The organism is Bradyrhizobium frederickii (assembly GCF_004570865.1).
Taxonomy (GTDB): domain Bacteria; phylum Pseudomonadota; class Alphaproteobacteria; order Rhizobiales; family Xanthobacteraceae; genus Bradyrhizobium; species Bradyrhizobium frederickii.
This window is the reverse complement of sequence record NZ_SPQS01000006.1, coordinates 203,662-223,388: the sequence shown is the minus strand read 5'-3', so window position 1 is coordinate 223,388 and position 19,727 is coordinate 203,662. Positions and strand designations below refer to the sequence as shown.

General features: G+C 64.9%; 16 protein-coding genes and 1 pseudogene. 12 read left to right on the top strand and 5 right to left on the bottom strand.

What is annotated here, in order from left to right; translation table 11 throughout:
* The first annotated feature begins 71 nt into the window (after window positions 1–71).
* The 3 genes from E4K64_RS12745 to E4K64_RS12735 all read left to right on the top strand — a co-directional run bounded on the left by E4K64_RS12745 (window position 72) and on the right by E4K64_RS12735 (window position 4,460).
* On the top strand, window positions 72–1,046 hold the full coding sequence (locus E4K64_RS12745; RefSeq protein ID WP_135163816.1) for an IclR family transcriptional regulator: 975 nt from the start codon (window positions 72–74) through the stop codon (window positions 1,044–1,046).
* Entirely contained in the window at window positions 976–2,535 is a 1,560-nt protein-coding gene (locus E4K64_RS12740) for an acyl-CoA carboxylase subunit beta (protein WP_135163815.1), read from the top strand. Before E4K64_RS12745 ends, E4K64_RS12740 begins: the two co-directional genes overlap by 71 nt.
* A 227-nt stretch (window positions 2,536–2,762) precedes the next feature.
* Window positions 2,763–4,460, top strand: coding sequence for a GMC family oxidoreductase (locus E4K64_RS12735; RefSeq protein WP_135163814.1), 1,698 nt, complete (start codon window positions 2,763–2,765; stop codon window positions 4,458–4,460).
* Between the two features lie 120 nt (window positions 4,461–4,580).
* On the opposite strand, the gene E4K64_RS12730 is transcribed toward E4K64_RS12735, so the two are convergent.
* Window positions 4,581–6,056 (bottom strand): FAD-binding oxidoreductase, encoded by a 1,476-nt coding sequence (locus E4K64_RS12730; RefSeq protein WP_135163813.1) that lies wholly within the window; start codon window positions 6,054–6,056, stop codon window positions 4,581–4,583.
* Between the two features lie 469 nt (window positions 6,057–6,525).
* Between E4K64_RS12730 and E4K64_RS12725 the strand changes: the two genes are divergently transcribed.
* From E4K64_RS12725 to E4K64_RS12700, 6 genes are all read left to right on the top strand, one after another.
* Window positions 6,526–7,947 (top strand): TadE/TadG family type IV pilus assembly protein, encoded by a 1,422-nt coding sequence (locus E4K64_RS12725; protein WP_135163812.1) that lies wholly within the window; start codon window positions 6,526–6,528, stop codon window positions 7,945–7,947.
* Between the two features lie 9 nt (window positions 7,948–7,956).
* On the top strand, window positions 7,957–8,505 hold the full coding sequence (locus E4K64_RS12720) for a TadE/TadG family type IV pilus assembly protein (RefSeq protein ID WP_126261129.1): 549 nt from the start codon (window positions 7,957–7,959) through the stop codon (window positions 8,503–8,505).
* A gap of 8 nt (window positions 8,506–8,513) precedes the next feature.
* Window positions 8,514–9,173, top strand: coding sequence for a TadE/TadG family type IV pilus assembly protein (locus E4K64_RS12715; RefSeq protein ID WP_135163962.1), 660 nt, complete (start codon window positions 8,514–8,516; stop codon window positions 9,171–9,173).
* A gap of 363 nt (window positions 9,174–9,536) precedes the next feature.
* The gene (locus E4K64_RS12710) at window positions 9,537–10,112 is read left to right on the top strand and encodes a peroxidase-related enzyme (protein ID WP_135163811.1); all 576 of its coding nucleotides are present in this window, start codon (window positions 9,537–9,539) and stop codon (window positions 10,110–10,112) included.
* 114 nt (window positions 10,113–10,226) lie between these two features.
* Window positions 10,227–11,033 carry a CoA transferase subunit A gene (locus E4K64_RS12705; RefSeq protein WP_135163810.1) on the top strand — a complete coding sequence of 269 codons (807 nt, stop codon included), beginning with the start codon at window positions 10,227–10,229 and terminating at the stop codon, window positions 11,031–11,033.
* Complete coding sequence (locus E4K64_RS12700) at window positions 11,030–11,776, top strand: CoA-transferase (protein WP_135163809.1); 747 nt, start codon at window positions 11,030–11,032, stop codon at window positions 11,774–11,776. The genes E4K64_RS12705 and E4K64_RS12700 overlap by 4 nt, the downstream gene beginning before the upstream one ends.
* A gap of 329 nt (window positions 11,777–12,105) precedes the next feature.
* Here the strand turns inward: E4K64_RS12700 and E4K64_RS12695 are convergent, their stop codons facing one another.
* From E4K64_RS12695 to E4K64_RS12685, 3 genes and pseudogenes are all read right to left on the bottom strand, one after another.
* Window positions 12,106–13,395 (bottom strand): MFS transporter, encoded by a 1,290-nt coding sequence (locus E4K64_RS12695; protein WP_135163808.1) that lies wholly within the window; start codon window positions 13,393–13,395, stop codon window positions 12,106–12,108.
* 112 nt (window positions 13,396–13,507) lie between these two features.
* Window positions 13,508–14,634: pseudogene (locus E4K64_RS12690) on the bottom strand (acetyl-CoA C-acyltransferase).
* Between the two features lie 323 nt (window positions 14,635–14,957).
* Window positions 14,958–15,728 (bottom strand): enoyl-CoA hydratase, encoded by a 771-nt coding sequence (locus E4K64_RS12685; RefSeq protein ID WP_135163807.1) that lies wholly within the window; start codon window positions 15,726–15,728, stop codon window positions 14,958–14,960.
* 147 nt (window positions 15,729–15,875) lie between these two features.
* On the opposite strand from E4K64_RS12685, the gene E4K64_RS12680 reads away from it, so the two are divergent.
* Together E4K64_RS12680 and E4K64_RS12675 are read left to right on the top strand one after the other, a co-directional pair.
* Window positions 15,876–16,409, top strand: coding sequence for a PaaI family thioesterase (locus E4K64_RS12680; RefSeq protein ID WP_135163806.1), 534 nt, complete (start codon window positions 15,876–15,878; stop codon window positions 16,407–16,409).
* Window positions 16,410–16,473: 64 nt separating this feature from the next.
* Window positions 16,474–17,100, top strand: a complete 627-nt coding sequence (locus E4K64_RS12675) for a TetR/AcrR family transcriptional regulator (protein WP_135163805.1) — start codon at window positions 16,474–16,476, stop codon at window positions 17,098–17,100.
* Between the two features lie 95 nt (window positions 17,101–17,195).
* Here the strand turns inward: E4K64_RS12675 and E4K64_RS12670 are convergent, their stop codons facing one another.
* Entirely contained in the window at window positions 17,196–18,104 is a 909-nt protein-coding gene (locus E4K64_RS12670; RefSeq protein WP_126261121.1) for a LysR family transcriptional regulator, read from the bottom strand.
* A 101-nt stretch (window positions 18,105–18,205) separates the two neighbouring features.
* On the opposite strand from E4K64_RS12670, the gene E4K64_RS12665 reads away from it, so the two are divergent.
* Window positions 18,206–19,702, top strand: coding sequence for a CoA-acylating methylmalonate-semialdehyde dehydrogenase (locus E4K64_RS12665; RefSeq protein WP_135163804.1), 1,497 nt, complete (start codon window positions 18,206–18,208; stop codon window positions 19,700–19,702).
* The last annotated feature ends 25 nt before the right edge of the window (window positions 19,703–19,727 follow it).

Sequence of the window (19,727 nt, the reverse complement as noted above, 5' to 3'; positions counted from 1 at the left end):
GCAAAATGCCTGAGGTAGCGTCGTCTGCAAGCGGAATTTAATTCCGCACAGCGGAACATACGGTAGGGAACATGGGACGACGATCGGAGCGGTTGAGTAGGCAAGGCGTGCTCGCTGGCGATGCCGGCGAGGGAGATGTCATCCAGGTGGTCTCGCGCGCGTTCGACGTGTTGCGATGCTTCGAGGGCCACGAGGCCAGGCTCGGCAATCTCGAGATTTCAAATCGCTGCGGGCTGCCGCGCTCGACGGTGTCGCGGCTCACACACACGCTGACGCGGATGGGACAATTGGTCTATCTGCCGCGCGATCAGAAATATCGCATCGGCCCGAGCGCGGTCGCGATGAGCGCCACGATGATGAAGGGCGCGCAGCTGCGCAGCATGATTCGCCAGCGGCTGCAGGACGTCGCCGAGCAATTGCCGGGAACGGTCGGCTTCGTCGTTCCGGATCGCTTCCATCTCGTCTATCTCCTGTTCGCGCGCTCGGCGACCGCACTCGGCCTGCACGAGGGCACCGGCAGCCGCATCGCGATGGCCTCCACCGCCGCGGGCGCGGCCTACACCGCGGCGCTGGCGCCGGAGGTCGGCGATGCCTTCATCGCGGAGATGGAGCGGGAAGCTCCCGAGGCGGCGAAGATCCTGAAGCCGCGCATCGAAGCCAACCGGCAGATGCTGCGCGAGCGCGGTTATGTCGTGGCCTGCGGCCTGTGGAGCCCGCACATCAACGGTCTCGCGCTGCCGATATGGTCGCCGCAATACCAGACCTTCGTGGTCATCACGATCGGCCTGCTCTCGGCGATGTATGACGAGGAGCGGCTGCATGCCGAAGTCGCGCCATTGATGCTCGAGCTCGGGCGTTCGCTCGGCGGCCTGCTCGAGGGCGCGGAAGGTGACGTCTTCAACAACCGCATCCCGCGTAAACCGGTCGCGATGGCCGTGCACAACAATAACAAGCCGATCCGTTCGGAGGGAGTGAATGAACTGGAAGCCGGAACTCGACGAGCTCGCCCGGCGCGAAGCCTTCGCGCGGGAGATGGGCGGCGTTGACAAGGTCAAGCGACAGCATGACCAGGGCCGGCTGACTGTTCGGGAGCGCATCGACAAGCTGACCGACAAGGGCAGCTTTCACGAGATCGGCGCCGTCTCCGGCATCGGCGAGTACGATGCCAGCGGCGAATTGCAGAAATTGACGCCGGCGAACTGCGTGTTCGGCCGCGCCCGCGTCGGCGGGCGTACATTGGTCGTGGTCGGCGACGATTTCACGGTCCGCGGCGGTTCGGCTGATGCGTCCATTTCAGCAAAGCCGCTGATGGCCGAGGAGATGGCGCACGACTTGCGCCTGCCCATCGTCCGCATCATCGAGGGCTCCGGCGGCGGCGGCTCGGTCAAGACCATCGAGACCAAGGGCGCGGCCAACCTGCCGGGCGGCATCGGCGGCACGCGCTGGTACCGCTTCACGACGGAGAACCTGTCGTGCGTGCCGGTGGTCGCGCTCGGCCTCGGCTCGGTGGCGGGCCTGGGAGCCGCGCGCCTTGCCGCCAGCCACTATTCCATCATGACTAGGAAGTCCGCGATGTTCGTCGCGGGGCCGCCGGTGGTGAAGGCGCTGGGGCAGGACCTCTCGAAGGAGGAGCTCGGCGGCGCCGACATCCAGACCCGCGCCGGCGCAATCGACCACGCCGTCGATACCGAGGAAGAGGCGTTCGCCTGCGCGCGGCGTTTCCTGTCCTACCTGCCGTCATCGGTCTACGAGCTGCCGCCGACCTTGCCCTGCACCGACAATCCGGAGCGCGGCGACGAAGCGCTGATGAACGCGGTGCCGCGCAACCGCAAGCAGGTCTACAAGATACGGCCGATCATCGAGTCCGTCGTGGACAAGGGCTCGTTCTTCGAGGTCGCCAGGAATTTCGGCAAGCCCATCATCGTCGGCCTCGCCCGGCTCGAGGGCAGGGCGGTGCTGGTGCTGGCCAGCGACAGCTTCCACTATGGCGGCTCCTGGACGGCGGATGCCTGCCAGAAGGTGGTGCGCTGGGTCGACTTCGCCGAGACCTTCCACCTGCCGATCGTCTACCTCATGGACTGCCCCGGCTTCATGATCGGGCTCGATGCCGAGAAGGCGGCGACCATCCGCCACGGCGTCCGCGCCATGGCCGCGGTGAACCAGACCACCGTGCCCTGGTGCACCGTGATCCTGCGCAACGCGTTCGGCGTTGCGGGGGTCGTGCATCAGCCGGCCGACCGCTTCTCGATCCGCTACGCTTGGCCGTCGGCCTATTGGGGCTCGCTGCCGCTCGAAGGCGGCATCGAGGCCGCCTATCGCGCCGACATCGATGCGGCCGAGGACAAGGCGGCGAAGCTGGAGGAGATCCAGCAGCGCCTCAACAAGCTGCGCTCGCCGTTCCGTTCGGCCGAGAAATTCTGGGTCGAGGAGATCATCGATCCCCGCAAGACGCGCTCGCTGCTGTGCGAGTTCGCGCGCCTCGCCGAGCCGCTGCGCAAGCCGGGGCCGCCGGAGAACTTTTCGATCAGGCCTTAGACGCGGCTGAAGCACAACTCCATCACCGTCATCCTGAGGCGCTCGTCCTGCAACGCAGGACGAGCCTCGAAGGACGACGGCCCGGCTGCATCGGGGCCGTGCATCCTTCGAGGCTCGCTGCGCGAGCGCCTCAGGATGACGGGTTGATGGCGATGCAATCAAGCTTCCATCGCGTCGCAATCCCGCGCTAAGCTCTCCCCCAACAAAAACAACAGGAAACGCCAATCGTGTACGACTTCATTATCGTCGGCGGCGGCTCGGCGGGGTCCGTGCTGGCGCACCGGCTCTCGGCTAGACGCGCCAACAGGGTCCTGCTGTGCGAGGCCGGACAGGACACACCGCCCGGCAACGAGCCGGCTGAAATTCGGGACAGCTATCCGGGCACCGCCTATTTCGATCCGCGCTTCCACTGGACCGAGCTCAAGGTCACGACCCAGGTCGTCAGCCACAACAATCCGAACGAGGCGCGGCCTCCCTTGCGCAAGTACGAGCAGGCGCGCGTGCTCGGCGGCGGCTCCTCGATCAACGGCCAGATGGCCAACCGCGGCGCACCGACCGATTACGACGAATGGGACGCGCGCGGCGCCGAAGGGTGGACGTGGAACGAGGTGCTGCCCTTCTTCAAGAAGGTCGAGCGCGACCTCGATTTCGACGGTCCCTATCACGGCAAGGACGGCAAGATCCCGGTTCGCCGCATCCCCAGGGAGCACTGGACGAAGCATTCCCAGGCGTTTGCCGAAGCCTTCCAGCAGGCCGGCCATCAGTTTCTGGCGGACCAGAACGGCGAGTTCGTCGACGGCTATTTTCCGGTGACGCATTCCAACCAGGCCGAGCAGCGCGTCTCGGCCGCGATGGGCTATCTCGATCGCGACACCCGCAAGCGTGCCAATCTCACCATCTCCACCAATACTCAGGTGCGCGAGCTGCTGTTCGAAGGCGCGCAATGCGTCGGCGTCAAAGCGATGGTGGACGGACGCGAGCAGGAATTCCGGGGACGCGAGATCATCCTCTCCAGCGGCGCCATCCATTCGCCGGCGCATCTGTTGCGCGCCGGCATCGGGCCGGTCGGCCACCTCAAGGATATGGGCATTCCCGTGCTGATGGGCTTGCCGGGCGTCGGCCAGCGCCTGATGGATCATCCCTCGATCTCGCTGTCGTCATTCGTTCGCCGCGGCGCGCGCATGAACGAGCATACAAGGCGCCACATGCAGCTGGGCCTGCGCTACTCCTCGGGCCTTGCAGGCGTGCCGAAGGGCGACATGTTCGTCGTCCTGCTCTCGAAGTCGGCCTGGCACGCGGTCGGCGAGCAGATCGGCTCGCTCCTGACCTTCGTCAACAAGACCTATTCGGAGACCGGACAGGTCAGGCTTGCCTCGCGCGATCCCTCCGCGGAGCCGATCGTCGAGTTCAATCTGCTGTCCGACCGGCGCGATCTCGATCGCCTGATGAGCGGCTTCCGCAAGATGGCGGCCATTCAAATGAGCGACATCGTCAAGCAGGTGACGGACAAGCCGTTTCCGGCCGCCTACACCGACAAGGTGCGCAAGATCGGCGTGGTCAATACCAGGAACAGGATTCTCACCAGGATCGCCGCGGCCCTGATGGACGGGCCGGCAGCGCTGCGCCACTACATGATCGACAATTTCGTGGTCGAGGGCTTCACCTTCGATCAGGTCATGAACGACGACGATGCGCTGGAGGCCTTCGTGCGCAAGGCCACCATCGGCGTGTGGCACGCCTCCTGTTCATGCCGCATGGGCCGCACTGAGGATCCGATGGCGGTGGTCGACAACCAGGGCCGCGTCAAGGGCATCCAGGGCCTGCGCGTCGTCGACGCCTCGATCTTCCCGGTGGTACCGTGCGCCAACACCAATTTTCCGGTGTTGATGTCGGCGGAGAAGATCGCGGCTGCGATCCTGCAGTAGCTCCTCTCACCGGCAGAGGCTGTAGGATGGGTAGAGCGCAGCGAAACCCATCGCGATCTCTCCGGCCGAAAAGCTGTGATGGGTTTCGCAAGTGCTCTACCCATCCTACGCCCTCTCGGGTCAAAGCCGCAGCACCTTGCCGGGATTCATGATGTTGTGCGGATCGAGCGCGCGCTTGATGGTGCGCATGATGTCGAGCTCGGTCTTCGAACGGTAGTGGCTGAGCTCGTCCAGCTTGTCGATGCCGATGCCGTGCTCGGCCGAGATCGAGCCGTCCATGGAGGTGATGAGGTCGTTCACGGCCCGCGTGATGGCGGCCTTGTATTGCGTCAGCGTCTGCTGATCCATGCCCAGCGGCGCCATGAACGAGAAGTGCAGATTGCCGTCGCCGATGTGACCCAAAGGATAGGGCCGGATGGTCGGGAGAATGTCGAGCACGGCCTTGAGCCCGAGATCAATGAACTCCGGAATCTTCGAGATAGCCACCGAGACGTCGTAGCTCAGCCCCGGCCCCTCGGCGCGCGAGGCCTCTGCGACGCTCTCCCGAATGCGCCACATGTTGTGCGATTGATGTCCGGTCTGGGCGATGACCGCGTCGAGCACGCGTCCGGCCTCGAGTTGATCGGCGAGAAACTGCTCCATCTTCTCGGCGATGCCCGCGGTCCCGTCCTGGCGCGCCCGCGCCGACGACCATTCCAGCAGCAGGTACCATGGCGTGTCCGCTCTAAGCGGATCCTGCGTGCCGGGAATGTGGCGGAGCACCATGTCGACCGCGGCGCGGCTCATCAGCTCGCAGGAGCCGACATTGTCCTCAGACGCGCTGTGGGCTTCCGACAGGATCTCCAGCGCCGCGCGCGGATCCCGGATCGCCAGCCACGCCGTGCAGACGTCCTTAGGCGCAGGCCATAGCTTGAGCACGGCCTTGGTGATGATGCCGAGCGTTCCTTCGGCGCCCATGAAGAGATGCTTGAGGTCGTAGCCCGTATTGTCCTTCTTGAGCGCGCGCAAGCCGTCCCAGACCTCGCCGTTCGGCAGCACGACCTCGAGTCCCAGCACGAGATTGCGGGCATTGCCGTAGCGGAGCACCTGCACGCCGCCGGCGTTGGTGGAAAGGTTACCGCCGATCATGCACGAGCCCTGGGCGCCAAGGCTGAGGGGCAGGAACCTGTCGTGTCGGCTTGCCGTCTCCTGCAGAGTTTGCAGCACGCAGCCGGCCTCGACCGTCATCGTGTATCCCGCGGCATCGATGTTCAGCACGCGGTTCATGCGGCCAAGCGACAGCACGATGCCCGTGTGCGCGGGCCATGGCGTGGCGCCGCCCATCAGGCCGGTGTTTCCGCCCTGCGGCACGATCGCGATCCCGTGCTCGTGGCAGAGCCTGACCACCTGAGCGACTTCCTCGGTGCTGCCGGGACGAACCACGGCGCCGGCACGTCCAACCAGCAATCCGCGCCAATCCGTCACGAAGGGCTGCATGCCGTGCTCGTCCTCGATGAGGCCCTTCTCGCCCACGATCGCGCGCAGCGAATCGCGCATCTGGGCGGTGAGCAGAACGGTAGGAATGATGGGTTCGGACGACGGACCGGCAACCGGCATTTGTTTCCCCTGGCGCATCTTGATGTGCACTGCGCACGCGGTGTGCGTCGGAGCATTGTCCACGTTTGCGCCGTGGAGTCTAACGGCAAAATATCCCTCTCACCCGGATGTCCAGGCGGGCAGGCTCGCGCCGGCCGGGGGCATGGGATTGGCCTTCGGATTTCCGGCGACCGACGCGCTCCGTCGGCCCGCGCATGTCACGTCTCCTCCGGTATTTTTACGGGAATGCTAAGGGTTTACCGCCAATCTCTGCGATCGGATTCAAGCGACGTTAATGATGCCATCTCGATCTGAGACATCTCGATCCGCTTCGGCCGCTGTTTGCGGATTCCCCGTAAGCGTTGATTAAGAGAGCCATCGCCATATTCCGCCCGTGATGGGCGAGCGCCGGGATCCAAACCCGGCGGCCTCTTCCGTCGATCTCAGGGAAAGGACCGCTGCCGCAACGACGGCAGCCAGGATGAACGACATGCTCCGCCGCGCAATGCTCTGTTTCGCGACAGACCGGAAGGCCAACGTCGCCATCATCTTCGCGCTGACGATGGTTCCTATCATCTTTCTCCTGGGCATGACGCTCGACTACACGCTGGCCTTGCGCAAGCGCGAGCAATTGAACGCAGCCGCCGATGCGGCCGCGATCGCAGCCGTGCGGCCGGCGATGCTGACGCAGACCAACAAGACCACCATCGAGAACACGGCGGCTGCCGTCTTTGCTGCGAAGGCCAATCTTCCCGGGCTCGCCGCCGTGCCGACGCCGACGGTCACGGTCACGGATGTCGGTTTGTCGCGCACCATCACGGTGTCCTACGCTGCGGAGTCCGTCAACAATTTCCCCGGCGTTCTCGGCAAGCAGACCTGGAAGGTGGCGGGTTCGGCGACGGCGAAGGCGTCCAGCGCCCCGAACATGAACTTCTATCTGTTGCTGGATGATTCCCCGTCGATGGCGCTGGCGGCCACCCAGACAGACATCGACAACATGGTTCTCGCCACGAAGAACCAGCCCACCTACGCGAAGAATTGCGCATTCGCCTGCCATGAGGCGCGCCCCAACAACGCAAGCCCCAGCGCGACGAACAAGGACAATCTCACGGTCGCGCGTGCGAACAACATCACGCTGCGGATCGATCTCGTGACCAATGCCGTCAAGCAATTGATGGTCGGGCCGTGGTCCTGCCCGCAGTCGGGTACCTCGGGCGGCGTCATGCAGTGCATGTCGGCGATCAACAACACGACCTATCAGGCTGCCATCTACACTTTCGACTACGCCCTGAACACGATCCAGACGCTGACCAGCCCGACCACCGCCGGCACGAAGATCGGCAACATTCAGATCCTGAAGGTCGACCATCAGAACTGCCCCGTTGTCGACAGCAAGGGCGCCTGCACCTACACGACCGACTACGGCACCGACATCTCGAAGGGGCTGACGGACCTCAATGCCGTCATGCCCAATCCCGGCGACGGTACGGCGGCCGGTACGCCGCAGGAAGTGGTCTTCCTTGTCACCGACGGCGTCGAAGACAAGCTGATTCCGAAGACGGGGGGCAGCTGCGATCCCAATGCCACCTATCCGCTTCCGCAGGCCAACTCGACGACTTTGCGATGTCAGCAACCGCTCAACACGGCAATTTGCGATACCATCAAGAATCGGAACATCCGTATCGCGATCCTCTACACCGAGTATCTGCAACTGCCGAGCGACGGCTGGTACAACAGCCGTATCGCGCAGTTCAACAACCCGACCTCGTCGACGGGCACGATCGCACAACGGCTGAAATCCTGTGCGTCGCCGGGCCTGTACGCAAACGTTCAGAATGGCGGCGACATCAGCAAGGCACTGACGGACCTGTTCATCAAGGTTGCGTCCAGTACGGCCAGCCTCGTGCAGTAGGAAGAGGCCATGTCCGGATCCGCCGCCACAATGAGGAGACGCCGCGATCGCTGCGCTGCTTTCGCGCGGGACAGCAGGGGCGCCACGGCGGTCGAGTTCGCGCTCGTCGCTGCGCCGTTCCTCGCCCTCGTCATTGCGCTGATCCAGACCTTTCTGGTCTTCTTCGCCCAGCAGACGCTCGAATCCATCGTGCGCCAGTCGGCGCGCCTCGTCATGACCGGACAGGTCCAGTCCGCGAACATGACCCAGGCCGTCTTCAAGCAGAAGGTCTGCGACCAGATCTTGATCCTGTTCAACTGCAGCGGTCTGATGGTCGACCTGCAGGTGGCGACCTCGTGGACGTCCGCGAACACGGGGATGCCAACCCTGACCTACGATGGCTCGGGCAAGGTCTCCAATGTCTGGCAATACAACCCCGGCCAGCCGGGCGATATCGTCGTGCTCCGCATCATGTACGAGTGGCCGGTCGTCCTCGGTCCGCTCGGTTTCAACCTCTCGAACCTCAGCAACGGTAACCGGCTGATCATGTCGTCCGCCGCGTTCCAGAACGAGCCATGAGCCACCTGATGATCTCCGCCCTGTCGTCTCGCGCCCGTCACCTGTTGACCGATGTCCGCGCCGTTGCAGCGACCGAGTTCGCCATCGTGACGCCGTTCATGCTGTTGCTCTATGTCGGCGGCGTCGAGCTCGGCAACGCGCTCTCCATGAACGTCAAGGTCAGCGCGACCGCGCACAGTGTTGCCGACATGATCACGCAGAACACGGCCGTCAGCACGACCCAGATGGACGGCATCCTCGCGGCTGCGAGTGCCATCATGGCGCCATATCCCATCAAGAACGGCGGCACGTCCTTGATGACGATCACCGTCTCGGAAGTCTCGACCGACAGCAGCGGCAATGCGACGGTGCAATGGAGCACGTCGACCAACACGTCAGCCGCGAGAACGAAGGGCTCCTCCATGACCTTGTCGTCCTTCACCGCGCCGGGCGGCACCACCAATGCCAACATCTCCCTCATCCTGAGCGAGGTGTCCTACGACTACACGCCCAATCTCGGCTTCACCATCGCGGGCACCGTCAAGCTGTCCGACAGCTATTACCTGTTCCCGCGCTGCTCGACCAACGGCCCGGGCGGCTCCTCCAGCCCTCCCTATTACGACGTGAAATATGGAGCGGGGGTGACCACCTGTACCTGCGTCCAGCATTTGCAGCAGAAGACCTGTTAGTCTCGCGCGAGCGGGCAGGGCTATTGCATATTGGAGCAGGTCTTGCTTGCGCCCATCCTTCGAGACGCCGGCCGCCGGCGGGCCCTGAGGATGAGGATCGGGTGCGCGGCCCACGTCTCGACGAACCCGGATGCTGCGTCGCCCCATCCTGAGCGGACCGTCACCTGCGCGCGGGGCTGGTCTACAGCAACCTGCATTGCCTTACGACATCGAAGCGGGCATTGATTGCAAGGAACGACGCCCCGACGCGCTCGACGCATTCACCCCGTGGATTTCTTGCAATGACCCGGGCCCAAGGACATGAAGAAGGCGAGGGGGAGTCCCATAGAATAGCCCCAAGGAAGCCCCAAGGATATTCAGGCCATGACCCAGGCACCTGCCATCAGTCGCTTTCCTGTCCCTGATCTCGCCGACCTGCCAGACGACATTCGGGCCCGTATCCTGGCCGTCCAGGAGAAGTCCGGCTTCATTCCGAACGTCTTTCTCGTGCTCGCGCACCGGCCGGACGAGTTTCGCGCGTTCTTCGCCTACCACGATGCGCTCATGGACAAGCCGGGCAACCTCACCAAGGCCGAGCGGGAGATGATCGTGGTTGCGACCAGCAATCTCAATCAATGCCAATATTGCGTCATCGCGCATGGTGCGATCCTGCGCATCCGCGCCAAGGATCCGTTGGTCGCCGATCAGGTCGCGGTCAACTACCGCAAGGCCGATATCACGGATCGGCAGAAGGCGATGCTCGACTTCGCCGTCCGCGTCTCGACGGAGGCCTACAAGGTTTCCGAATCCGATTTCGCCACGCTGAAATCGCACGGGTTCACGGAAGAGGATGTCTGGGACATTGCCGCGATCACGGCCTTCTTCGGCCTCTCCAACCGGCTTGCCAACGTCACCAGCATGCGTCCAAACGCGGAATTCTACAGCATGGGGCGCGGCTGACCGGGTCCGGATGTTCGCGATCGGGGGCCACAGGATCAGATGCTGCGGACCGATCGCGAAATCGATCCTGTTCGGTCGTCGGCTTGATTGGAAATCGATGGGAGGTATGAAGAGATGACGGACTTCGTAACGCCGCAGAAGATGGCGGAGATGATACCGTCGGGGTGCAAGCTTGGTCTTGCACCGGACGACTATGCTGCGGCGCCGGGACTGGTTCGGATGCTGATCGATCGCGGCATCCGCGATCTGCACGTGGTCTGTGCGCCGATCGGCGGCATGCAGGTCGATATGCTCATCGGCGCGGGTGCCGTGGCGACGCTGGAGACCAGCGCCGTCAGTCTCGGCGAAGCGGGTGGCGCGCCGTGTTTCAGCCGGGCTGTCCGCGACGGATCCATTCGCCTTCGCGACGCGACCTGTCCAGCGGTGTTCGCTGGGCTCACGGCCGCCGAGAAGGGCGTTCCGTTCATGCCGATCCGCGGCATCATCGGCAGTGACGTCCTGAAGAGACGGGACGACTGGAAGGTGGTGTCCAATCCGTTCGACGACGGTGAGAAGATCGTGGTGGTCTCGGCGATCCAGCCCGACATCGCCTTGTTTCATGCGCCTGAAGCGGACCGGTTCGGCAACGTCCGGCTGGGGCGCCGGCGCGAGGTGATGTTGCTCGCGCACGCGTCGAAGCAGGCCTTCGTGACCGTCGAGCGCATTTCCGAGGTCTCGTTGCTCGAAGACGAGAAGATGGCCGCGGGCGTCCTGCCGGCGATCTACGTGAGCGCGGTGGCACAGCTGAAGAACGGCGGGTGGCCCACCGGGCTCTACGCCGAATATCCCCGGGACGGGCAGGAGGTCGAGAAATACGCGCGCGCGGCGCGCTCGCCGGAAGGTTTCCAGGCCTACATCCGGGGTTCGAGGAGCGCGGCATGAGCGAGCCGTGCACCAGCCGTGAGTTGATGATCTACACGATCTCGCGGCTGCTGAAGGGCGTGCGGCATGTTGCGGTCGGTCAATCCTCGCCGATGCCGGCGGCGGGAGCAATGCTGTTGCGCGCGCTCAACGAGCGTGACGGACTGGAGCGCGTGCAGGTCTCGATCCTCGGGTCGGTCAAGCATAATTCGTTCACCGGCGGTGCCGAGGAGCTGTTCGATTGCGCGGCGCAGGGACGTTTGGACGCCTTCTTTCTCGGCGGCGGCCAGATCGACGGCCAGGGCAACGTCAATCTCGTCGGCACCGGCGACTATCCGAACAATCCGGTCAGATGGCCCGGCTCGTTCGGCTCCGCCTACCTTTATTTCCTCGTTCCGCGAGTCATCCTGTTCCGGGAAGAGCACAGCCTGCGATCCCTGGTCGAGCGCGTCGACTTCGTGTCTGCGCCCGGCGTCACCGACGAGACGGTCTATCGGCGCGGTGGCCCTCACGCATTGCTGACCAATGCGGCGTTGTTTTCCTTCAAGCGCGAGGCGGGACGCTTTCGCCTCGAGAGCACGCATCCCGGATATGATTGGCGCGACATTCGCGGCACGACGGGCTTTGTGTACGACAACGAGCAATGTGAGGTCACGACGCCGTCGCCGGACGAGGCGACACTGGCCTTGATCCGGGGCCGGATCCGCGAGGAGCTGCGCGAGTGCTATCCGCAGTTCGCAGGCAACATGCCGGGTCCGGGGTAGGGAAGAGCACATGACCCGCTGCGGCGGCCTGCGCGCACGCCTCCTCCTTCGAGACGGCGCTGCCGCGCCTCCTCAGGATGAGGCTAATCAGCGTCGGCGCTCGTTGAAGCTGTAGCCGCGCAGGCGATCCTCATCCTGAGGAGCCCGCCTGAAGCGGGCGTCTCGAAGGATGGCCACAGGGGTGCGTTGCTACGGGACGCCCCGCAAGAATCTCTCCGCGGTACCAGTCCTGGATTGCTTCGCTGCGCTCGCAATGACGAGGAGGAGAGAGTTGCGAGCCCTCTGTCCTGCCGGTGTACGTCGCACCGGGGAGACATGCTTGTGCGGTCTTACGCCACCGCGGCTTGCGGCTTCGGTTGCCGCGACAGCGCCAGCACGATCAGCGCGGCGAACACGCAGAGCGCGCCGGCGATGAAGAAGGCGGGCAGGTAGCTCTGATAGACGGTTCGCGAGAAGCCTGCCCCGAACGCTGCGGCGCCGGCGCCGAGCTGATGGCCGGCGAAGATCCAGCCGAACACCAGATTGGCGCGCTCGGGCCCGAATTTTTGCGCGGTGAGCCGCACCGTGGGCGGCACGGTTGCGATCCAGTCGAGCCCGTAGAACATCGCGAAGACGGAGAGGCCGTAGAACGAGAAATCGCTGAAGGGCAGGAAGATCAGCGAGAGCCCGCGCAGGCCGTAATACCAGAACAGCAGATAGCGGTTGTCGTAGCGGTCCGACAGCCAGCCCGACATGATGGTGCCGAAGAAGTCGAAGATGCCCATCGCGGCGAGCAGGCTCGCCGCCTGCACCTGCGGGATGCCGAAATCGAGGCACATCGGGATCAGGTGCACCTGGACGAGACCGTTGGTCGAGGCGCCGCAGACGAAGAAGGTCGCAAACAGGATCCAGAACGCGGTCGATTTCGAGGCGTCACGCAGCGTGCCGAGCGCCACCGCCGTGATCGAGCCGTGGCTGACGGGCGGCGCGGGCAGGGGGTCGGTGCCTTCGTCGCCGAACGGGCGCAGCCCGACATCGCTCGGCCGGTCGCGCATTGCGAGCAGGACGGCCAGTGCGGAGACGCCGAGCATGATGCAGACCAAACCGAGCGCGAGCCGCCAGCCGTAACGTTCGGTCAGGCTTGCCAGCAGCGGCAGGAACACGAGCTGGCCGGTGGCGACGCTCGCGGTCATGATGCCGACCACGAGGCCGCGCCTTGCCGCGAACCAGCGCGTTGCGATCGTCGCGCCCAGCACCAAGGCGGTCATGCCGGTGCCGATGCCGATCACGACGCCCCACAGCGCGATGAGCTGCCAGACCTCGGTCATGCCGAGCGAGGCTACGAGTGCCGAGACCACGATCAGCTGCGCGGCCAGCGTGACGTTGCGCAGGCCATAGCGGTTGAGCAGGGCGGCCGCGAACGGCGCCATCAGTCCGAACAGGATGAAGCGGATCGATAGCGCCGAGGAGATTTCCGCCGTGCTCCAGCCGAATTCCTTCTGAAGCGGCACGATGAACACGCCGGGCGCGCCGACCGTGCCGGCGCTTATCAGCGCGGCGAGGAAGGTCACGCCGACCATCACCCAACCGTAATGGATGTTGCGGCGGGACAGTGCCGCCGCGAGCCAGTTCGAGATCATCGGGCCTCAATCATGGTTGTCGAGCCCCAGAAGGACCCGCATCATCGTTGCAATCTGGCACAGACGAGGGAAGTCTAAAATGTCATACTTCCCTCAATTTCGGACATTGACGTTAGCGGGCCAGCCGCTCGACGGCGATTGCCGTGGCTTCGCCGCCGCCGATGCACAGCGCGGCGACACCGCGCCTGAGGTTCTGAGCCTCGAGCACATGCAGCAGCGTCACGATCAAACGCGCGCCGGTGGCGCCGATGGGGTGGCCGAGCGCGCAGGCGCCGCCGTTGACGTTCAGCTTGTCGCGGGGAATGCCGAGATCGCGCTGCGCCGCCATCGCCACAACGGCGAAGGCCTCGTTGATCTCGAACAGGTCGACATCGGAGGCGGCCCAGCCGACCTTGTCCAACAGCTTGCGGATCGCCGGGATCGGTGCCGTGGTGAACCATTGCGGCTCCTGGCTGTGGGTGGCATGGCCCTTGATCTCGGCGAGAACCGGCAGGCCGTTCCGATCGGCGAGCGAGCGTTTCGTCAGCACCAACGCCGCCGCGCCGTCGGCATTGGCGGAGGAGGCCGCCGGCGTGATGGTGCCGTTGGCGCGGAATGCCGGCTTGAGGCCCGGGATCTTGGCGGGGTCGACCTTCAACGGATGCTCGTCATTGGCGACCACGCGCGGGCCTGCCTTCTCGGTCAGCGTGATCGGCGCGATCTCGGCCTTGAACGCGCCGCCCTCGACCGCCTTGCGGGCGCGGGTGAGCGTCTCCATCGCATAGGCGTCCTGGTCCTTGCGGGTGAACTGGTAGGCCTCTGCCGTCGCCTCGCCGAAATCGCCCATGGAGCGGCCGCTCTCATAGGCATCCTCCAGCCCGTCCATCATCATGTGGTCGATGATGCGGTCATGGCCGACGCGATAGCCGCCGCGCGCCTTGGCCAGCAGATACGGCGCGTTGCTCATGCTCTCCATGCCGCCGGAGACGACGATCTCGGCCGAACCGGCGCGGATGATGTCGTGCGCCAGCATGGTCGCCTTCATGCCGGAGCCGCAGACCTTGTTGACGGTGGTGGCGCCGGTGGCGTCGGGCAAACCGGCGCTGCGTGCCGCGCCGGCGCCTGGCCTTGTCCGGCCGGCAGCACGCAGCCCATGAAGACCTCGTCGACCTTCTCCGGCGCGAGCCTGGCGCGCTCCAGTGCGGCCCCGATCACGTGCGAGCCGAGCTTGTGCGCGGCAAGCGGCGACAATTCGCCCATGAAGCGGCCGAGCGGGGTACGGGCGGCGGAGACGATGACGACGGGATCGGCGGCTTCGGCCATGACGGAACTCCCTGGCGGTAATCAGAAAGATGATGGTCATCATATGATGCAACGCAGGAAATGCAACCGCGGCGGGGATGAGAAAATGTCGTGATGAGGATGAGATTTGGTCGTTCAGCCCCTCGCTGTCATCGCCCGCGAAGGCGGGCGATCCAGTATCCCAGAGGCCTGCGTTGGAGAATCCGCTTTTGCAACTGGCGCTGCGGCGTACTGGATGCCCCGGTCAAGCCGTGGCATGACACCGTTGGAGTGGATCAAGTCTACCGCTTCCGGTTCACGAAGGCGCCCATCAGCCGCGTCGGCTCGTCGGTCAGGAACGACTCCCCGAACACCTTCACGCTCAGATTCACCGATTCCGTCAGCGGCAGCTCCTCCCATTGCCGCAGCAGCGCCTTCTGCGAGCGCAGCGCCTCGGGGCCGCATGCGAGCAACGCCTTCACGAGGTGCTCGACCTCAGCATCGAGCCCGCCCTCCGGCGCGACCTTGTCGACGAGGCCCCAGGCCAGCGCGGTGGCTGCGTCGATATTTTCCGCCGTCATCACCAGCCAGCGCGCGCGGGCCCAGCCGATCAGGCGCGGCAACAGGGCTGCGTGGATCACCGAGGGGATGCCGACCCGCACCTCCGGCATGCCGAAATGCGCGTCGTGGGCGGCGATCCGGAAGTCGCAAGCCGCCGCTACTTCCAGCCCGCCGCCGAGGCACCAGCCGGGCATCCGAGCGATGACCGGGGCGGGAAAGGCGCGCACGGCCTCGCAGAGATCGCGCAGGCGGCTGATGAAGGCCTCGGCCGAGGGCTGGTCGAGTTTTGCCATCTCCTTGATGTCGGCGCCGCCGATCATGCTCCTCTCGCTCTGGCCACGCAGCACCGCGACGCGGATGCTGCGGTCGGAGCTGAGCTGCTGCAAGCCCTCGCGCACGGCGTCGGTCACCTTCGAGCCGAGAATGTTGAGCGGGCCGGCGTTGCAGATCGCGACATGGACGACGCCGCGCGCATCGCGCGTCACGCCGCAATGGGTGTTGAGCATTTCCATCGTGAGATCTCGATCGGCTTTGGTGGGTGCGCATGAGGCGCAGGGGGCGATGTCACTTCCGGGCCGAAACCCCGGGCTTGTCAAGCCGGCAGTTGCCAGGGCGAAGTCCGCGACATAGTATGACAGGAATAATACAAAGAGGCGGCTATGACTGACATCGATCAACTCAACCTGTTTTCGCCGGCGCAGCGGCGTGAGCGCGTGGTGGACTGGCAGGCGCCCGCGCCGGTGGCGAGAGCGGCCATGGGGCTGTCCGGCATGGACGCCATGCTGGGCATTCGCGACGGCCGGCTGCCGCCGCCGCCTTTCGCGAAACTGATCGGCTTCACCATGGCCGTGGTCGAGCCGGGCCGGATCGTCATGGAACTGGAGCCGCGTGAGGATCTCGAAAACACCATTGGCCTCCTCCACGGCGCGACCGCCGCGGCGCTGCTCGATACCGCCATGGGCTGCGCCATTTCGACCCGGCTCGAGGCCGGCCAGGGCTCGGTGACTCTGGAGCTGAAGCTGGCGTTCCTGCGTCCGCTCTCGGTCCGTTCCGGGCCGATCTCGGCCGAAGGTAAGGTGATCAAGCTGGGGCGGCAGACCAGCTACACCGAAGGCTTCGTCCGGGACGGCAAGGGCGCTCTAGCGGTGCATGCAACCGCAACCTTTTCGATGATCGGGAGCAACTTAACATGAATTAATGCACCCATTTCCGCCTCCGCGTGTTATGAGATGATTTCCGACATCCAATGAGACCCGCATGCGCTATTCCCGGGAACACAAGCAGGAAACCCACGACCGCATCGTCAAGAAGGCTTCCGTGCGGCTGCGCGAGAAGGGCGCCCACGGCATCGGCGTCGCCGACCTCATGAAGGAGGCCGGCCTGACCCATGGCGGCTTCTACGCGCATTTCGATTCCCGCGAGGCGCTGGTGATCGAGGCGTTCGGTTATGCGATGGACCGCTCGATGGAGCACTGGCGCAAGATCACCGACGAGGTTTCGCCGGAAAAGCGGCTGGTGCTGATCGCGGAGGCCTATCTCTCGGCGCTGCATCGCGACAATCCCGGCCATGGCTGCTCGATTCCCGCCCTCGGCGCCGAGATCGCCCGCGAGAGCCCAAAGGCGCGCAAGGCCTTTGCCGGCAAGCTCGACGAGATGATCGAGCAGCTGGCGGACTACATCCCGAACCTGCCGCGCAAGGCCGCACGCAAGCAGGCGATCGCGACGCTGGCGACGATGGCCGGCACCATGCTGCTCGCGCGTGTCGCTGGCTCCAGCGAGCTGTCCGACGAGGTGTTGAAGGCGGGCCGGGATAGCGCGCTCGGTGCCACCAGGCGCGAGCCGAAAGCGGTGGCCGCGAAAAAGGCCAGGAACCAGGTGCCGTAGGGTGGGCCAAGGCGCATCAGCGCCGTGCCCACCATCTTTCCATTGTGCGGGTTGACGTGGGCACGCTGCGCTTTGCCCACCCTACGAGACCGGTGCTACCGCCCCGCGAACAGCGCCCGCTCGCGCTCCACGATCTCGCCGATGTAGTCCGCCACCGCGCGTATGCGCGCCAGGTCCTTGCTGTCGGCGTGCATCAGCATCCAGAACGTGCGCGTGATCGAGATCTCGTCGGGCAGCACCGGAACGAGTTGCGGATAGTCGTTCGCCATGAAGTGGGGCAGCACCGCGATGCCGAAACCGGAGAGCGTGGCGTTGAGCTGGGCGATCAGATTGGCGCTGCGAAAGCGCGCGGAGATCCGCGGCGACACCTGCGGCAGATAATCGAGCTCCGGCGTGAACAAGAGCTCCTCGATGTAACCGACGAAGCGGTGCTGCGGCAGCACCTCGCGCGAGGTGATCTTTGGGAAGCGGTCGAGATAGGCGGGCGCGGCATAGAGACCGAGGCGGTAGTCGAGCAGCTTGCGGCCGACGATGCGGCCTTCCTTCGGCATGGTCAGGCTGATGGCGATATCGGCCTCGCGCTTGGAGAGACTGAACAGCCGCGCGGTCGCCACCAGTTGCAGATCGAGATCGGGATACCGGTCGGCGAAGGGCGCCAGCCGCGGCGCCAGGAAGGCGGTGCCGAAGCCATCAGGCGCCCCGATCCGGACCGTGCCGGTCAGCCGCGCCACCGAGCCGCCGACCTGCTCCTGGTTGGCGACGATGGTCGATTCCATGGCTTCGGCGCTGTCGGCGACGCGCTGGCCGGCCTCGGTGAGGAGGTAGCCGGTCTTGCGCCGGTCAAACAATTTTGCCGAGAGGTGTCTTTCCAGCCGGTCAACCCGGCGGATCACCGTGGCATGGTCGACGCCCAGCTGTTTTGCCGCAGCCGAGACCGAGCCGCCCCGCACGATGGCCAGCACGAAGCGAAAGTCGTCCCAATCGATAGCGCCTTGATCCAGCATTTTCGCACATCTATGGTGCAATATCTCAGACTTGAATCCTATAAAATGCAGGTCGATAGGATTTGTCAAAGCGTTCAAGCTCGACCTCAGGAGATCATTCCATGCGTTCAATCGGACATTTCATCGGTGGCAAGGAGGTCAAGGGCACCTCAAATCGCACCGCCGACGTTTTCGAGCCGATGACCGGTGACGTCCAGGCCAAGGTCGCGCTGGCGTCCAAGGCCGAGGTTCGCGCCGCCGTCGAGAACGCGCGCGCCGCGCAGCCCGAATGGGCCGCCACCAACCCGCAGCGTCGCGCCCGCGTCATGATGAAGTTCCTCGAGCTGGTGCAGCGCGATTACGACAAGCTCGCCGAGCTGCTCGCCCGCGAGCACGGCAAGACCGTGCCGGACGCCAAAGGCGACATCCAGCGTGGCCTCGAGGTCGCCGAGTTCGCCTGCGGCATCCCGCATCTGATGAAGGGCGAATACACCGAGGGCGCCGGTCCCGGCATCGATATCTATTCGATGCGCCAGCCGCTCGGCGTCGTCGCCGGCATCACCCCGTTCAACTTCCCGGCGATGATCCCGATGTGGAAGTTCGCGCCCGCGATCGCCTGCGGTAACGCCTTCATCCTCAAGCCGTCGGAGCGCGATCCGGGCGTGCCGATGCTGCTCGCTGAACTCATGATGGAAGCAGGCCTGCCGGCCGGCATCCTCAACGTCGTCAACGGCGACAAGGAAGCGGTTGACGCCATCCTCGACGACCCCGACATCAAGGCCATCGGCTTCGTCGGCTCCACCCCGATCGCGCAGTACATCTATGAGCGCGCCGCGCAAACCGGCAAGCGCTGCCAGTGCTTCGGCGGCGCCAAGAACCACGCCATCATCATGCCCGACGCCGACATGGACCAGGCGGTCGACGCGCTGATCGGTGCGGGCTACGGCTCCGCCGGCGAGCGCTGCATGGCCGTCTCGGTCGCGGTCCCCGTCGGCAAGTCCACGGCCGACCGGCTGATGGAAAAGCTGATCCCGCGCGTCGAGAGCCTGAAGATCGGCACCTCGATCGATCCGTCCGCCGATTACGGCCCGCTGGTCACGCGCGAGGCGGTCGAGAAGGTCAAGAGCTACATTGACATCGGTATCAAGGAAGGCGCGACGCTCGCCGTCGACGGCCGCGGCTTCAAGATGCAGGGCTACGAGAAGGGCTTTTATCTCGGTGGCTCGCTGTTCGACAACGTCACCAAGGACATGCGGATCTACAAGGAAGAGATCTTCGGCCCGGTGCTCTCGGTCGTGCGCGCACATGATTACAAGGAAGCGCTCGCGTTGCCTTCCGAGCACGACTACGGCAACGGCGTCGCCATCTTCACTCGCGACGGCGATGCCGCGCGCGATTTCGCGGCCAGGGTCAACGTCGGCATGGTCGGCATCAACGTGCCGATCCCGGTGCCGATCGCCTATTACACGTTCGGCGGCTGGAAGAAGTCGGGCTTCGGCGATCTCAACCAGCACGGCCCGGACTCGGTCCGCTTCTACACCAAGACCAAGACGGTGACGTCGCGCTGGCCGTCCGGCGTCAAGGAAGGTGCGGAGTTCTCGATCCCGCTGATGAAGTAAACTCCCTCAGTCGTCATTGCGAGGA

Bases quoted from the DNA above. Each gene is read 5' to 3' on its own strand.
- E4K64_RS12705 (WP_135163810.1), top strand. From the start codon at position 10,227: ATGACGGACTTCGTAACGCCGCAGAAGATGGCGGAGATGATACCGTCG.
- E4K64_RS12710 (WP_135163811.1), top strand. From the start codon at position 9,537: ATGACCCAGGCACCTGCCATCAGTCGCTTTCCTGTCCCTGATCTCGCC.
- E4K64_RS12740 (WP_135163815.1), top strand. From the start codon at position 976: ATGAACTGGAAGCCGGAACTCGACGAGCTCGCCCGGCGCGAAGCCTTC.
- E4K64_RS12665 (WP_135163804.1), top strand. From the start codon at position 18,206: ATGCGTTCAATCGGACATTTCATCGGTGGCAAGGAGGTCAAGGGCACC.
- E4K64_RS12670 (WP_126261121.1), bottom strand. From the start codon at position 18,104: ATGCTGGATCAAGGCGCTATCGATTGGGACGACTTTCGCTTCGTGCTG.
- E4K64_RS12680 (WP_135163806.1), top strand. From the start codon at position 15,876: ATGACTGACATCGATCAACTCAACCTGTTTTCGCCGGCGCAGCGGCGT.
- E4K64_RS12725 (WP_135163812.1), top strand. From the start codon at position 6,526: ATGCTCCGCCGCGCAATGCTCTGTTTCGCGACAGACCGGAAGGCCAAC.
- E4K64_RS12745 (WP_135163816.1), top strand. From the start codon at position 72: ATGGGACGACGATCGGAGCGGTTGAGTAGGCAAGGCGTGCTCGCTGGC.
- E4K64_RS12685 (WP_135163807.1), bottom strand. From the start codon at position 15,728: ATGGAAATGCTCAACACCCATTGCGGCGTGACGCGCGATGCGCGCGGC.
- E4K64_RS12730 (WP_135163813.1), bottom strand. From the start codon at position 6,056: ATGCCGGTTGCCGGTCCGTCGTCCGAACCCATCATTCCTACCGTTCTG.
- E4K64_RS12720 (WP_126261129.1), top strand. From the start codon at position 7,957: ATGTCCGGATCCGCCGCCACAATGAGGAGACGCCGCGATCGCTGCGCT.
- E4K64_RS12675 (WP_135163805.1), top strand. From the start codon at position 16,474: ATGCGCTATTCCCGGGAACACAAGCAGGAAACCCACGACCGCATCGTC.
- E4K64_RS12700 (WP_135163809.1), top strand. From the start codon at position 11,030: ATGAGCGAGCCGTGCACCAGCCGTGAGTTGATGATCTACACGATCTCG.
- E4K64_RS12715 (WP_135163962.1), top strand. From the start codon at position 8,514: ATGATCTCCGCCCTGTCGTCTCGCGCCCGTCACCTGTTGACCGATGTC.
- E4K64_RS12695 (WP_135163808.1), bottom strand. From the start codon at position 13,395: ATGATCTCGAACTGGCTCGCGGCGGCACTGTCCCGCCGCAACATCCAT.